This is a genomic window from [Clostridium] ultunense DSM 10521, assembly GCF_000511955.1.
Taxonomy (GTDB): Bacteria; Bacillota; Clostridia; order Tissierellales; family Tepidimicrobiaceae; genus Schnuerera; species Schnuerera ultunensis.
In genome coordinates this window covers 119,463-135,432 of sequence record NZ_AZSU01000006.1, presented here as the reverse complement: position 1 = coordinate 135,432, position 15,970 = coordinate 119,463, and the positions used below count along the sequence as shown (strand labels likewise).

At 29.5% G+C, this 15,970-nt stretch carries 15 protein-coding genes and 1 pseudogene; 3 read left to right on the top strand and 13 right to left on the bottom strand.

Annotated features, from left to right (window positions below):
- Positions 1-268: pseudogene (locus CUL_RS17485) on the top strand (IS110 family transposase); the annotation flags it as partial.
- Between the two features lie 570 nt (positions 269-838).
- On the opposite strand, the gene CUL_RS0113740 reads toward CUL_RS17485, so the two are convergent.
- From CUL_RS0113740 to CUL_RS0113715, 6 genes are all read right to left on the bottom strand, one after another.
- Positions 839-2,158, bottom strand: a complete 1,320-nt coding sequence (locus CUL_RS0113740) for a circularly permuted type 2 ATP-grasp protein (protein ID WP_005586343.1) — start codon at positions 2,156-2,158, stop codon at positions 839-841.
- Positions 2,136-3,461, bottom strand: coding sequence for a glutamate--cysteine ligase (locus CUL_RS0113735; RefSeq protein WP_005586344.1), 1,326 nt, complete (start codon positions 3,459-3,461; stop codon positions 2,136-2,138). The genes CUL_RS0113740 and CUL_RS0113735 overlap by 23 nt, the downstream gene beginning before the upstream one ends.
- 132 nt (positions 3,462-3,593) lie before the next feature.
- Positions 3,594-4,073 carry a Cys-tRNA(Pro) deacylase gene (gene ybaK, locus CUL_RS0113730; protein ID WP_025642251.1) on the bottom strand — a complete coding sequence of 160 codons (480 nt, stop codon included), beginning with the start codon at positions 4,071-4,073 and terminating at the stop codon, positions 3,594-3,596.
- A gap of 105 nt (positions 4,074-4,178) precedes the next feature.
- On the bottom strand, positions 4,179-5,306 hold the full coding sequence (locus CUL_RS0113725; protein ID WP_025642250.1) for an ABC transporter permease: 1,128 nt from the start codon (positions 5,304-5,306) through the stop codon (positions 4,179-4,181).
- Positions 5,293-6,348: an ABC transporter permease gene (locus CUL_RS0113720; RefSeq protein ID WP_025642249.1), complete on the bottom strand. Its 1,056-nt coding sequence runs from the start codon at positions 6,346-6,348 to the stop codon at positions 5,293-5,295. Before CUL_RS0113720 ends, CUL_RS0113725 begins: the two co-directional genes overlap by 14 nt.
- Position 6,349: 1 nt before the next feature.
- On the bottom strand, positions 6,350-7,282 hold the full coding sequence (locus tag CUL_RS0113715; protein WP_005586352.1) for an ABC transporter ATP-binding protein: 933 nt from the start codon (positions 7,280-7,282) through the stop codon (positions 6,350-6,352).
- Positions 7,283-7,466: 184 nt separating this feature from the next.
- On the opposite strand from CUL_RS0113715, the gene CUL_RS17480 reads away from it, so the two are divergent.
- Both CUL_RS17480 and CUL_RS0113705 read left to right on the top strand, forming a co-directional pair.
- Entirely contained in the window at positions 7,467-8,513 is a 1,047-nt protein-coding gene (locus tag CUL_RS17480; RefSeq protein ID WP_005586354.1) for a sensor histidine kinase, read from the top strand.
- A 5-nt stretch (positions 8,514-8,518) separates the two neighbouring features.
- Positions 8,519-9,139, top strand: coding sequence for a response regulator transcription factor (locus CUL_RS0113705; RefSeq protein ID WP_005586355.1), 621 nt, complete (start codon positions 8,519-8,521; stop codon positions 9,137-9,139).
- Between the two features lie 151 nt (positions 9,140-9,290).
- Here CUL_RS0113705 and CUL_RS0113700 read toward each other — a convergent pair whose 3' ends face one another.
- From CUL_RS0113700 to CUL_RS17475, 7 genes are all read right to left on the bottom strand, one after another.
- On the bottom strand, positions 9,291-9,950 hold the full coding sequence (locus tag CUL_RS0113700) for a DUF2812 domain-containing protein (protein ID WP_025642248.1): 660 nt from the start codon (positions 9,948-9,950) through the stop codon (positions 9,291-9,293).
- Positions 9,934-10,278, bottom strand: coding sequence for a PadR family transcriptional regulator (locus tag CUL_RS0113695; protein WP_025642247.1), 345 nt, complete (start codon positions 10,276-10,278; stop codon positions 9,934-9,936). The genes CUL_RS0113700 and CUL_RS0113695 overlap by 17 nt, the downstream gene beginning before the upstream one ends.
- A gap of 79 nt (positions 10,279-10,357) precedes the next feature.
- Positions 10,358-12,754: an ABC transporter permease gene (locus CUL_RS0113690; protein ID WP_025642245.1), complete on the bottom strand. Its 2,397-nt coding sequence runs from the start codon at positions 12,752-12,754 to the stop codon at positions 10,358-10,360.
- Between the two features lie 10 nt (positions 12,755-12,764).
- Entirely contained in the window at positions 12,765-13,433 is a 669-nt protein-coding gene (locus CUL_RS0113685; protein ID WP_025642244.1) for an ABC transporter ATP-binding protein, read from the bottom strand.
- A gap of 132 nt (positions 13,434-13,565) precedes the next feature.
- Positions 13,566-14,582 carry a sensor histidine kinase gene (locus CUL_RS0113680; RefSeq protein WP_025642242.1) on the bottom strand — a complete coding sequence of 339 codons (1,017 nt, stop codon included), beginning with the start codon at positions 14,580-14,582 and terminating at the stop codon, positions 13,566-13,568.
- On the bottom strand, positions 14,575-15,261 hold the full coding sequence (locus CUL_RS0113675; RefSeq protein WP_025642241.1) for a response regulator transcription factor: 687 nt from the start codon (positions 15,259-15,261) through the stop codon (positions 14,575-14,577). The genes CUL_RS0113680 and CUL_RS0113675 overlap by 8 nt, the downstream gene beginning before the upstream one ends.
- Before the next feature lie 436 nt (positions 15,262-15,697).
- Positions 15,698-15,970, bottom strand: a 273-nt coding sequence (locus CUL_RS17475) for an integrase core domain-containing protein (protein WP_025642240.1), incomplete at its 5' end; no start/stop codon positions are given.

Sequence of the window (15,970 nt, the reverse complement as noted above, 5' to 3'; positions counted from 1 at the left end):
TGAAGTAGCTTGGACAGTGACACGAAGAAAAGGAACATATTTATCAAACTGGTATTGGAAGGTAAAGCAAAGAAGGGGTACTAAAAAAGCTATTATTGGATTAGCACGCAAGATATTAGTAATTATCTATACTCTTTTAAAAGAGAACTTATCATATGATGAGGACAAATTTACAGAAATACAAGTGAATCATGAAAAGCAGAGAGAAAAGAAACTTATCCGAGAATTAAAAAAACGAGGATATATGGTTGAACCTCTAATTGCTTAATTGTTTCACCTAAAATCACCTAAAAATTGTACATAAAGCATATATAAGTAGCTTGGGGAAACCCTAAAAGGGCCTCCCGGGCATTTTATTGCTCAAAAAACAAGGGATAGATTATTCATAAGAAGTAAAGAAGAAGGTGGGATCTATTAAAGAGGAGCCTACTAACTAAATCATTTTCGTGTGAACACTTATTAGAATTTTTTTATAATTAGCACACATATATTTATTTAATTTTATTTCAATATCTTTGCAATTTTAACTGAATTACTTAATATCAACTATAATTATATTGTCTAAATATTAACAATATTTTATAGTTTTCTATTTTCTTAATTTCTTTTTCATTTGTAAAAACATATTCATCTTCTGGATGAATTCGAATTAAAATCACAGGTATGCGCAATAAATTTATGAAAGGTATATAAAAAGCAGCATAAAGATGAACCGACCCCATTAGTTAGATTTTGGTCCACTTTTGGGAATCGGTTCAAGAAACGGCTATTTTATTATATATACTTACTTATTTTAGAAGTATTATAACATACTAGTTATTATTATTCTATTGTATCGCTATCTTACTAGCATATTAGGTATACTAAAATATCCTTCTCTTCCAAATATAATGTTCTCCCTACTTATTCTAGTATATACTCCAGCAAATTCCCCATTATACATATAAACTCCAATATTTAGCTTAAAATCCCTAACTTTAGGCTCCCGATCTTCAAATTGGACAAAGGGTCTAGTATAAGGATCTATAAATTCTTGGAATAGATAGTCCCTGTTCCAGCAATTCGTCAGTATTTCTTGCCACTCATCAATAGAAAAATCTCTACCAGCATTAACACCTTTAGAAGCAAAGGAATCTATTGGCTTTATTATGTATTTATCCTTATCCTTTAAAACCTTTTCGAATAAACTTTCATCTCCACCAAATTCTTCTGTAACGGGTATATGGTTTTTTACAAGTTCCTTTTCTTCTTCCGATAAAAAGGATAAAGTCTCTTTATCGTGGAGTATCTTAAATATGATTTTATTATGCATTATTTGAGATCTTAAAGAACCTATTACACAAACGGCTCCATCTTTATAAGCTTCTATTAAATCGGGTATCTCCTCAGCCTTCTCAATGAATTCTACAGTAACTATCCTCCTATAGATAAGGTCTATTCTCATATCTTTATAATAGAGTTTTCCGCCTTTATATCTTAAATCCCTTGGATCTGCAATTACTGCATTATAGCCTTTTTTAATATAAGCCTTTTTAAAGGTTTCAAACTCAGCAGTTATTCCACTTTCTGTAAAGTCCACAATAGCTATATTAGGTTTTTCAACTTTTTTATTAAAACTACTATATATCTTTAAACTTTCTTCAACCCAACTATTGATTAATTCAAAATAGGAAACCTTATATTTTTTCTTCATTATTTCCATGGATTTAGTCTCTAAGAGTATATTGGAAAAAATATTGTCTTCATTCATACCAGAGGTGCCATCTGTATTCACCTCTATAAATTTAAATCTATTTCCCTCCCCATAGAAAAGATCAAACCTTCCTATGGGAATATTTATATCATAACCTGGGTCTATCAATATAAGGTCTTCTAGTAATTTTGGATATTTGAATTTCTTTCTATATTCAGGTGATTCTAAATATTTTTTTGTTACCTTATCAGCTATAGACATTAAAGTTTCTCCTACCCTATTAAAAGTTTCTATATCCTTTTCAGTAAAAAACATTGGTTGATACAGAAAAGGTATGGGTTTCCCTTTATATTTTGCATTTGAGTTTTTTACTTTTTCTACTGTCTTTATATAATCTTTATAATATCTTTCAGGATTCTCCTTGACTATATTTATATATTCTTTAGTTAAACTTAGTCCATCCATATTCATTCCCCTCCACTAAATGATTCAGTATACACCAGCTTATTGCTTCTTTTTTCCCTAGATGCTCTCTTTCTTTTATGATTTCATAAGGATTTTTTCTGTCATTGATCATTTTCTCCAAAGGTAAAATATATTTCTTTTCATCTAAACTCAGGCTAGTCTTTGCCATTTCCACAATCATCCTGCAAATTTCGTATATAGATTTATCTTTAAATTCACCATCTATACCCTTGTTAAAGATGCTAGTTTTAATTTTTTCAATATCGGCAGCATTTATATCTTCAATATATTCATAAATCTTATTTAAATTTCCCTCATCATATAAAACACCTTTTATTAAAGCAACTGCTGCTAAGTTTAAAGGATAAGGTATAGCATCTATCATGCGTATTTCTATATATTTTTTAGTCCTTACGTCTGGAAAAAACATAGTTAATATATGTTCTAATTCTTCAATAGAATAGTCTTCTGGGTTAAATATTTCTTTAACCAATTTATTGCCTGTAAAATACATTTTTCCCCCATCATCTATAAAGATTGGTGGACCATTTAGAATATATTCTGCATATTTTTTGTATCCAAAATCATCATCAAAAGCTTCATTGACTACGCCAGATCTGTCTTTGTCACAGTTTTCCCATATATAAGCCCTTAAATTATGTTTACTCCATCTCTTTCCTTCAAAATAAAATCCATTGTCAAACATGGCATATAATACTGGTGACAAAGCGTTAGATACTTTAAACTTTTTAACATAGTCTTCTTCCGATTTATAATCAATAGCTACCTGTAACGAAGCAGTGCCTTTCATCATATTATGGGCATGGACCCCTTTATCCTTAAAATATTCAAACATATAGCTATATCGTTGCTTAGGTAGAATCTTAATTTCATTGATTCTAGTTTCCGGATGGTATCCAATAGCAATTAACCCTTGGTTTTTTCTATCTATAATAGGTATTATCTCCTCTAGAAACTCCATATACTCCTTTTCTATATCCTCAATATTTTCCTGAGGTTTTACACTAAATTCCAATTGGCTTCCTGGTTCAAGAGTTATTACCTTATCGTTTTTGTTCAGACCTAATAAATAATCTCCTTCATAACTACCTTTCCAACCTTGAGATTCTAATTCCTTTAAAGTCTCTTCTACGCCACCTTTACCATAATAGGAAATAGTTTTTAAAGTATCCTTATCTATTACAAAGTGTTCAAACTCTATCCCTATTTTAAAATCTTCTTCAACTTTTTCATGACTTTTAAAATACTTTATTATTTCATTTATTTGTTTCTTATAATCCAATTTTTATATCCCCTCTCTACAATACTACTAATCTATATTATTTCGATTATCTAATATTCAAATACCCATTTAAATAGATATTAAAAATAAAGTAGTCTAATTTTTAAAAATTAGACTACTTTATTAGTTTCCTTATTCTTTTACCACTTTACTCATTATGGCATTGGTAATCCTTTGTAATCTCTCTATATCCATCTCTATTTGAACCCCTATTTTTCCCCCACTGACTATTATAGAATCTAGGCTAAGAGAAGATTCATCAATGAAGGTAGGGTAGGTTTTCTTCATGCCAATAGGTGAACAACCTCCACGTATATAACCAGTATGTTTAGTTATATCCTTGGCTGGTATCATTTCTATCTTCTTTTCTCCAGCGGCTTTTGCAGCCTTCTTTAAATCCAATTCTTCTGCCACAGGGATTATAAATACATAAAGTTCTCCACTACTTCCCCGGGCTACTAAAGTTTTGAATACCTTCTTAGGTTCTTTGCCAATCTTTTTAGCAACAGAAACACCATCTATCTTTCCGTCCTTTTTATCATAAGTAATTATTTTATATTCTATATTATGAGTATCCAAGATTCGCATTGCATTGGTCTTTACTTTAGACATATAGTTCACCTTCTTTACTAGCTAAATATCTTTTTATATATTATAAGCATAGTATTGTAAAAAAACAACTGGAAAAGGCTTATTATATATACTTTTTATCTAAAATTATACCTTTTGTGCTGTTTTAGAGAAATATAATCCCGTAAAGAGAAAAGCTATAGCAAATAATAATTGCATAAAAAATTCATACCTTATATCTGAAAATGAATTAGCTTGCATATCGTTTACTCTTACAAAATAATAGGTTGGAAAGAATTTTGCTATGGTTAAAACCTTCTTGCCTAAAAACTGTTGAGGTACCATTACACCTGATATAAATGCAGTACCTAAAGACAATACTGTAGATAAAGCATTTATTACAAATTTGTTCCTAGTTATATTATTAATTAAAAATGTAAGGCATAGAATGGAAAAGGAAAAAACCATAGTGTTAACAATATATATACCAAAATTTACTTCTCCAATATATTTGCCTCTTAAAACAATGCTTCCCAAAATAAAGATTAATGTAATAATACTAGCTAATGACAATTGTCCCAAATATATCTCACTATTAAATTTTAAAAACTTCTTTGAGGATATTTTTCTTCTATTTTCAATATTATAATCTGTAAAATCTGCCATCACTAAACCCATTACTGCAATATAAGTGGCTATGATTACATAACCTGTAAAGTTGAAATAAAATCTAAACCATTCACTAATATGATAATTCCTTGCTTTCCCACCATCTTTGATTAATTCTACATGGATTTTCTCATTTAATGCTGTACTTATACCATCTAAGTCAAACTTACCATCCTTGTAAGTCGCATTAAGAAAGACAAAGAATTTATTAAGTTGAGTTTCAATTTGTATGGATTCAACCTTCCTATCATCTCTATAAACTTCAACAGACTTCTCTTTATTTATTACCTTTTCATCAAAATCCTTAGGTATTACTATTATAGCATCTGCTGCTTCCAAGAAGATTTGTTCTTTTATAGACTCCTCATCTTGACCAACATCTACTATATGATTCTTATCTCTTAAATAATCCTTTAAGCTATTGGATAATTGGCTATTGCTATTATCTATTATTCCAATATCTAGCTTAGCTTCTACAAAACTGGTTTCTCCCCTTGTTGGACTAGAACCATTTATTATTGATAAAACAAAAAATACTATAGTATAAGATAAAATTGCCCATTTATTTCTCAAGGCTATTTTAATAAAATACTTATATACTGTCATAGTTTCGCCTCCTTAAAAACATATAGGATGAGAAAATTAATAGTATGGAATATAAGGATAAAATTAAAATTCCTTCCTTAACACTTTTGGTACTTTCCAATAAATTTACCCTATATAGATTATTACTAATAATAGAAATTGGATTTATCCTACCTAAAATAGGAATATTTTTATCCAACATTACCTTGATATGGGGGCCCATCATTCCTGATAAAAATGATAAAATTAAGGTAGTTGCTACGGCCATTAAAGTTTTTACATTATGGCTTCTTTTATTGGAAGCACCAATAAATATTCCAAGGGCAGTTCCAAACACATTACCTAATATTACAAAAATACTACTATACTTAATCTCATTAAATAATTGTATCTTTAAAGCATATTTAATAAAGATAAACAACACCCCATTGGCAAATAAATTTAGTGTTAATGCTACTATGAATCCTGCTATTAAAAAGTTATATTTTTTTAATGGGGTAATACTAAGCCTAGCCCCTATATTAGTTAAATTTGCTTGAATTAAGATAACAGTTACAATTCCAGCAAATACCCCATAGGTAGAAACCATAGCAATTAATGAATAAAAAGTCACAATTATTGGATTTGCATTCTGATTTCTATCCAATATATAATCCACCTCAAAATCATAATTTCCAATAGGCCTATTTAATCTTTCCATCTGCTTTATTTGCTCAATTATTTCTTTTATTATGGTTTGATTTATGCCAGATTTTTTTACCCTTAGATTTAAGTCCTCATCTATAAAACCATGAATTTCATCATTGTTCAACTTTTCTATAGCCTGGTCTTGAGAAATATTATGAATATTTAATATTTCAATTTCCTCTAATATATATCCGATTCTGTTTCCTTCTTCTATCCCTAAATTTATATTCTCTAAATCTATATTCATCATGCCACTAAAAGAAAGATAGAAAAAAACAGATAAAATTAGTGGATATGCTAAGCTCCAAAATGAAAATCCAAAATCTCTAAATAAATTTTTCCCTTGATATAAACAATTTCTAAATAGATTTCTCATATTAGTCCCTAAGCTCCTTTCCTGTCAACTCTAAAAACACATCATTCAATGTAGGTAATTGGCTATGAAGCTTGGTATAAGTTAGGTCCTTTTTCTTTATAAAATCTAAAAGATTGGTTAAATTATTAAACCCATTTTCAAATTTTATAATATAGTCTTCTCCATCTTTTTCTATATCGATTACATGAGGTATATTCTTCATCTTTTCTACTACTTCATCTTGAACAGTGGAAAATCCAACTACTATCTTTTCTGAAGTGGTTATCATAGCCTTTAGTTCCTCTTTTGTCCCTGAAACCAAATCCTTACCATTATCCATAATAATAATCCTCTTACATAGCATTTCTACCTCTTCTAAATAATGGGTTGTATATATAATAGTACTACCTTCCTTATTTAATTTCTTTATTCCATTTAGAATAAAGTTTCTACTTTGAGCATCCACTGCAACAGTAGGCTCATCTAAAAAGATTAGCTTGGGCTTATGAGCAATTCCACAGGCGATATTCAATCTTCTCTTTAAACCACCACTTAATTTTTTAGGATAAAATTTAATAAAGTCCTTTAGCCCCACAAATTCTATGGCTTCATCTACATATTGTTTTCTTAAATTATTATTATCTACATATAATCCACAAAAATAATCTATGTTTTCTCTTACCGTTAAATTGTCAAAAACAGAAACTTCTTGAGGTACTAATCCTATTTGTTGCTTTATATCATAGGAGTTAGGTGTCATCTTTTTACCAAAAACCTCTATCTCCCCTTTATCAAAACTTAGTAAAGACAATATGCAATTTATAGCTGTGGTCTTCCCGCAGCCATTAGGCCCTAAAAGCCCTATAATTTCTCCTTCTTCTACTTCCATATTGAAATGATCAAGGGCAATTAATTCCTTATATCTCTTTACTAAATTATTCACCTTTACTATCATCTACATCACTCCCATATATCATTGTAAGACCATTATATAGTTTAGAAACCTCCTATTGTAGTGTATAAAGTTATGATTTCATATGACATTTGTCATAACTGAAATTGTATTTGTTAGCAAATATTAGTATAATTAAAATACTAAATATATTTAGTAGTCTTTCAATTCCGTAGGGGGAACTAAAATGAGAAAACTTTGGGAAAAATCTTTAGTTGCATTATTCTGTTTATATAATACGTACAATATCAATCCTAATGAAAATTTAGCTTTTTACTTTCTTACAAGTATTATCTTTTCTCTAGCTTTAGATTTATTCGATAAAAAAAGAATAAAAATAATTGGCTATACTTTATTTTTAATCCTATGTTTTTCCAATACTTTGTTTGTATTTTATTTACCTCTAATTTTATATAATATGTATATTGATTTTGGCTTATATATCTTATTTACTTTGCCTTTAATGCTAATGGATTTTTCCTCAATGAACTTTTTTGTATCAATTGTCTCAGTTCATATTGCAGCTATGACAAAAAAACATAATATTATCTTAGATGAAAACAAGATAGTACGAGATGAATTAAAAGAAGACACTCTTTACTTGGAAAAATATAATGAACAACTGAAAATAGATAGGGAAAAGAATATTCAAATTGCCATACTTACAGAGAGAAATAGGATTGCAAGAGAGCTTCATGATTCAATAGGTCATGGAATAAGTAGTAGTATATTACAGGTAGAAGCTTTAAAAGTTATATCTACTGAAGACAAGATATTAAAAAGATTAGATATTCTCCAAGATACTTTAAAAAATGGAATGGAAGATATTAGAAAGAGCATCCATAATCTATATAATGAATCCTTGGATTTGAAAAATCAGATTGAAAAATTATCTAGTCAAACCCCTGCTATTGATGTAGAACTCATATATAGAGTAGAAGATGATTTAAGCTATGATTTAAAATTCGATATTCTATCAGTTATAAGGGAAGGCATTACCAATTGTGTTAAACATTCTAATGCTTCAAAATTAAAGATAACTTTACTAGACCAACCAAAATTTTATACAATAATAATAAAAGATAATGGAAGTAACTTTAATAAAGAGGCTCTACTTTCTAATAAAGGCATTGGACTTATTTCTATTAAAGAAATAGCCTATAAACACAATGGCCTTGTAAATTATACATTTGATGAAGGCTTCAAAATTCATCTAACTTTAATGAAAGGATAATATATATGAATATTATAATTATAGATGATGATCCTCTAGTGGTAGAATCCTTAAAGACCATTATAGATGCTAACGGAATAGAAATATTGGCTGTAGGTTATGATGGTCATCAAGCTGTAGAACTTTATGATAAACATCGGCCTGATTTAATTCTTATGGATATAAGAATGGAAAAATTAAATGGCATAGATGCAACTGAAAAAATATTAAAAATAGATCCAAAGGCTAAAATACTATTGATTACCACCTTCCAGGATGATGAATATATTGGTGCAGCCCTTTCTTTAGGCTGTAAAGGTTATATATTAAAGCAAAATATCAAGGGAATTATTCCCGCTATCAATGCAATCTACTCTGGAAATTTGGTCTTTGATTCAAAGATCGTATCTAATATAAAAAAATATTCTAAGAAAGATAATATAGATATAGAACTGACCGATAGAGAATTTGATATTTTACTTTTGGTAGCAGAAGGGTTAAACAATAGAGAAATTGCAGAAAAACTATTTTTAAGTGAAGGTACTATTAGAAACTATATTTCCAATATGCTAGACAAGCTATCCTTAAGGGATAGGACTCAGTTGGCAATTTATTATTACAAGATGAAGTATGGGGTAGATGAATAATGGGACAACAGGGACAGTTCTCACTGTCCCACTCTACATTTCAAAGTTCCCTTTATATATTTATACTTCTAGTTTTGCATCCTTATATTACATTACTAAATTTTTTACAACCAGTAAGATAATAACCAATAATCTAAGAATATTAAATCTTCTACTCTTTAATTTCACCTTTCTCTCTTAAATCTTTTATACCTTTATTGATCCCAACCAATTTCACAGTAAAATATATAAATGCTATCCCTAATAATCCCAATAACAGATGATTATTTTTAACGCTACTGCCTCCAATACTCCATAGAGTAAATTCAAATATTGGTTTTTTGATAAAAACCGTCATCATCCCAAAGAATAAAATAAAAATCTCACCATATATCAATGGCTTTCTTATCTCCTTTAGTCTATAAATCTTATCCTCAATATTGGAATATATTTCAAAGGGCTTCCCATCATTTTTCTTCTCTAATATTAATAGTTCTCTATTAATCATTCCTTTTGATGTAGCAATCCTACCACCTGAATTTGCAAAGGGACGAAATCTTGCCTTCCCCCATGAAAATTGTCCAATATTTATTGACTTTTCATAATATTTAATCCCTATCTCTTCCAAAAACTGTTGATACCCTTTTAACTCTTTATAACTTTTATTCCCCACATAATCAATGACATATTGGTATTCATTTGATTTACAATTTTCAAAAGTATAAAAAAATCTTCCTACATCAACTAGCCGGTATCCTTTACCTGCCATTTGTTTCAGCCAATTCTCTTGACTAGCCATTGGATTTAGAAATAATTTAAATATCCTTCTCATCCTTGACACCACCTTTCACTGTTTCAATAGCTATATTATATATTTCCTCTAACCTATTCATCTCCAGTTCTACCTGAGCACGCCCTAATTCAGTTATTATATAATCCTTTTTCCTTTCTTCAGGATCTACTGGACAAGGCTCTATCCACTTTTTCTTTGCTAAATTATTAATTGCTCCATAAAGTGTTCCTGGTCCAAAGACTACCCTTCCTTTTGTTTTTTCCTCTACAAATTGCATTACTCCATAGCCATGATTTGGCTTATACATTGCCAATAAAATTAGAAAAGCCGTCTCAGTCAAAGGTCCTTCTTTAATTTCTTTTTTCATTTTCCTCCCCCTTATTACGTCATGCGTAATACTTGTTATTATTATATCGCCATGCGTAGTACGTGTCAAGTAGTAAAAATCATTCTCCATAACGTAGCCTTGAAACCAAACTTTCCTTCTGAAATAACCTTACTAAAATACCTGAAACAAGCATTGGTACCATAACAATAATAATAATATACATCAAAAAATATCCTATTGGAAAACGGTAATGCATATAGTTTGCTCCAAAATACTGCAATACTCGTATCAACCCATAACCTAATACGGTACCAAATATCAAAGTTATTATTAAATTTCCAAAGGATAAGCTTAAACCTTCAAACTGAATCATTCTTACCAATTGTTTGTTGCTTAATCCAATAGATTGGAGCATTGCAAATTCTTTTTTTCTTGAGATGATATTAGTTATTATGGTATTTACTAAATTGATTAAACTAAATAAAATGATAAAACTACTTAATCTTATTATCACTTTATTTATTCTATCAAAATTTCCTTTATCTTCTGCTAATCTTTCTCTTAAGGTATCCATTCCAAGTAAAGGATTTTCATATATCAGATTCCGTAGACTCTCTTCTACTTTATCTCCATTTTTTTCAAAATCATTTATTGATATAACCAATGCATCTATTGTATTAATACTTGGAAATAATTGTTCTAATTTTTCTATTGGTACTAGAAACATGCTATAATTATCTGTAAATCTTCTTTCATCTATGGAACCTATAACCTTAAAGGATCTTTGAACTTCTTTCTCCCCATCAAAATATCTAAAGTTAACTTTATCTCCAATATCAAATTTCCATCCATATACTTCTTGAGCTAAATCGTTTTGGGTGATAAGAATTTCATCATTTTTTATCATCCCATCATAATCGAAAGCTCCCTCTACCAATGTTTTATTTATTATATCTATGTCTTCTCTAGTAAATGGAGAAATATAATCCTCATTATTTACTACATCTTTATAATCATATTTTATAGATGTACGCTGAGATTTAACGATTTCATCAACACATTGTATTGACTTTATCTTTTTTATCAATTCTTCATTAATAGAATTTTTTAATTGAACTCCTGTCAATCCATTCTCCATTGTCTGTACTGCATTATAATCAAAGGAAATAATATATTCTCCGTGCCTATATAGCCCTTGTCTCGAATATTCTTCTAAGGAAGTAGATACTATCATAGTTGTACTCATAATAAACAAAGCTCCACCTATTCCAAGGGAAACCAATGTCAAAAAAGATTTTTTCCTATTTCTTACTATGCTAACTCTTGCCATAGAAAAAGGGGATAACTTCCTGTGCAATTCCTTAGTTTCCTTTAATCCTTTATCCCCGAATGCTGAAAATCTTGATGCTTCTACAGGTGAAATAGAAGATGCCACCTTTGCTGGTTTTTGAACCGAAATAATTATGGTGATGAATTCAGCAATTGCTATAATTAAGCTTAAAATAATGGTATATTTCCAGTTCCACCCTTCTGGAAAAATCCAGTAAGCAATTATCCAAGATATCAAAAGTCCTATAGGAGTTCCTAAAGAAAACATAATAGTCCCTTCCCTTCTTACGATGGCTTTAATCTGTTTTTTAGAAGTCCCTATAGTTCTAAGCTGTCCAAACCTTTGGATATTCTCCAAAACTGAAATATAAAATATGCTATATACAACTAATATACTAACAAATAGAATTCCTATAGATACTAATATTATGGCTAAAATATTTTGTTTTGACAGACTTAGTGAATTTGTAAAAAAATTATTTGGATTTATATTTTTTCTTTCAATTCCTGCATCTTTTCCGATTTTATTTATGGTATTTAGAAATTGTTCTTCTGACATGGTATCTGCATTTTCTATTTTACAAAGAACGGTATAAGGTACGTCTTTTAGCTGTTCTCCATATTCTGAATACTCTTTAGAAAATAGAATCGTATAGATGCTGGCATTCTCATTTTCTTCCTCATAAAAACCACTAATTACGAATTTTTCTTCTCTTCCATCTAAAAACTTTATATCTATAGAATCCCCAATATTTTTAGCATCAGGGAATAATTTTAACATAGGTCTATCTATCACAATCTCATTTAACTTCTCTGGATAATTTCCTTCAGCTATGGCTTTTTTCTTTATGCTCTTAGTATCCTTTTCAAAATAAACTGGACGAATCAACTTATTCTCTAGCTTAAAACTACTACCATGCTTTGCCAATGTTAAAAAGTCTATTTCATCAATGGCTTTTAATTCATCAACCTGCTCTTTATTGGCATTCTCATATATAACATGTTGTACCATGCCCAGTTGTTTTTTAATTTTCTGCTCCCTTGCTGATTGGGAAAGAGATATAACACCTAACAATGATACAGATAATACAATGGTTATTAATACAAAAATATTTCTTGTTTTATGGAATTTCACACTCCTACTAGCTAATTTTCCTATGATCTTTCTATTATTATTGGCTATCATGACTCTCCCCCTATCTATTATAAATTCTACCATCTTCAATACGTACTATACGATCAGTTAATTGAGCAATTTCATTATTGTGGGTAATCATTACAATGGTTTGATTAAATTGCCCGCTTGTTCTTTTTAATAATCCCAATACTTCTGCACTAGTCTTGCTGTCCAAATTTCCAGTAGGTTCATCTGCTAAAATAATAGAAGGCTTAGTAGCCAAAGCTCTTGCTATTGCTCCTCTTTGTTGTTCCCCACCTGATAGGTAATTAGGAAACATTCTCTTTTTATCTTCTAAATGTAGTAATTCAATTATTTCTTCTATATACCTCTCATCAATTATTTCTCCGTCTAAATCCAATGGTAGAACAATATTTTCATAAAGATTTAACATAGGTACTAGATTAAAATTTTGGAAAACAAATCCTACATTTCTTCTTCTAAAAATAGTCAACTCTTCATCAGATAATTGAGAAATATCCTGTCCAGTTACAATAACTTTTCCCGAAGTAGGGTTATCTAGACCCCCCAACATATTTAACAAAGTAGATTTCCCTGACCCAGAAGTTCCTACAATTGCAAGAAATTCGCCCTTTTGGACCGTTAGATTTACCCCATCTATAGCTTTTACAATATTAGGTTTTTCTCCATAATATTTTTTTAGATCTATAGTTTCTAATATATTCATTTTTGCATTCCCCCTTTATATTACATAACACTATCAGGTAAATCTAACAGAAATATAACAAAAAGTATCTTTTAATTAAAGAAACAATACCAATTCTAACAAAAAAGTTAGAATTGGTATTGTAAATAATCTTTATAAATCATTAGGCAAAAAAACAGAAAAAGTAGAACCTTCTCCTATAATAGATGCTACTTTTATGTATCCCTCTTGTCTTTGAATAATCTCTCGTGATAGATAAAGCCCAATCCCTACTCCTTCTACATTATAACTACTCTCTTCTCTAAAAAACCTCTTAAATATTTTCCCAAAATCTTCTTCTGGAATGCCTATCCCCTCGTCTATAATATCTATCTTTGTGTACATCTCCCATCTTTCCACTTTAACTTCTATTTTTGTATTATACGGCGAATATTTAATTCCATTTTCCAATATATTGAATAAAGCTTCGGCTGTCCATTTTTTGTCATGGGGCAGAATATAACTTTCTGGACAATCTACTACAATTTCTATATTTTTCTTCTCTGCTTTTACTACAATACCTGCTATGGCCTCTGCAATTGTGTCAAACAAATTGGATGGAATCTTATTTAATTGAATTAATCCGATTTCTAATCTTGAGGATTTAATCATAGATTCTAATAAAAAACTTATTTTATCTAGTTGCCCCTCCATGGATTTTAATAGTTTTTCTTTTTCTTCCTTAGATATTTCTTCCTTAGCTAAAGCTGTTTGTAACATTCTTAAATTAGTCATAGGGGTTTTTACTTGATGGGAAATATCTGAAATTAAGCTTTGTAGATTTTCCTTTTCTTTTAATCCTCGTAAAGATTCTTCCTGCCAAATTTCCGATAGCTGCAATATTTTTTGATTTACTTTTGAATCAAAGGTCTCATCTAAAGTTTGTAGCTTATTAACCCTTTGGTAGTCTCTATTGATTAAATAAGTTAGTGAATTATTCAAAGTATTGATGAAATTCATATATTTATTAACAGTTTTTTTCTTATTATAGTAATAAATCAGCATAATAGCAAAATAAAAGATTAAAGAAAACAATAATAGTCTTATATTATAAAAATATAAAATCAAAAAAACATGATACATGGCCCCTATGATAATTAAGCTACCCATTTCAAAAAAATCTCTATTCATCATAGGCATCCCCTACCCATTGGTAACCCATTCCATAGATTGTCTTAATGTACTTTTTATCTTTAGTCTCAATTTTTGAGCGAATACGACTTATCATCATAGTTAAAGCATTTTGGTCCACATATTTTTCATTTCCATCCCATAGTTTTTCTAATAATAGGTTTCTTGTAAGTACCATTTTATAATTCACAACAAATAAATATAATAGATTGAACTCCCCTGTAGTTAATTCAATATTTTTTCCTTGTAACATAGCAGTGCGTTTGGTAAAGTTTAAAAACAAATTTCCATCATTATAAATATGCTCTATATTCTTTGTACTAGTTTTTCTTAATAAAACCTCTACTTTCTTAAGAAATACACTTACATGAAATGGTTTCGTAATATAATCCTCTGCCCCCAATTCGTAACCCTTTAGCATATCACTTTCCATATCCTTTGCAGTTAGAAATATGATAGGTGTTGTTGTTTTTCCTCTCCATATTTTACATAAATCAAAACCACTGCCATCGGGAAGATTAATATCTAGTATAATTAAATCAAATTTACCTTTTGAAAGGTAATCTTTGGAAGATGCTGCATTATAGGAAGAAATTACTTCATATCCTTCCGTCGTTAGGTGAAAAGCTAAAGTTTGATTTAACAATAGATCATCTTCTACTAATAATACTTTTTTCATTCTCTTCACCATCCCTATATGTAAAAAACTATATTCCTATTAAAACCATTGTAGTATAATTATATATCTTTATCAATATTACTCTATGTTTTAATAGCTTATTCAATTTCTATATACCTTTATCTATTTCTAAATCTTGAACAAATTTTGTTGCAGCTGAAGATAGGGACACGGTTTTTAAGAAACAAACTCCAATAGCTCTTTTAGTGGATCTATGTCAATAGTTTGGACAAAAATTTAGGTTTTTTTGTGGGTCTCCGCCACCATTGACAATCCAAACATAAATGCTTTTAGGTTTCTACCCGAAGGCGATAAACTCAAAGCAAGCTATGTTTTGTGCCTTCGTGGTGGAATATTGTAGCATTTATTTATTGGCTTATCAATGGCAAGCCCTACGGGTGGCTATCATCCCCTCAGGCTCAAAATCTAAAGCAAGCTATGCTACTCTACATAGATTCTCATATTCATCTGGAGTCATGTAGTTGATTGATGAATGAATCCTTTTTCTATTATAAAATCCTTCTATATATTGAAATAATATTAACTTAGCATGATTATGATCTATAAATGTATTAAGATATACGCATTCTTTTTTTAGTATTGCATGAAAACTTTCTATACAGGCGTTGTCATAAGGACAACCTTTAGCACTATACGATAGTTTAAATTGCTTTGATTCCACTGTTTCACGATATTCCTTTGACGTATA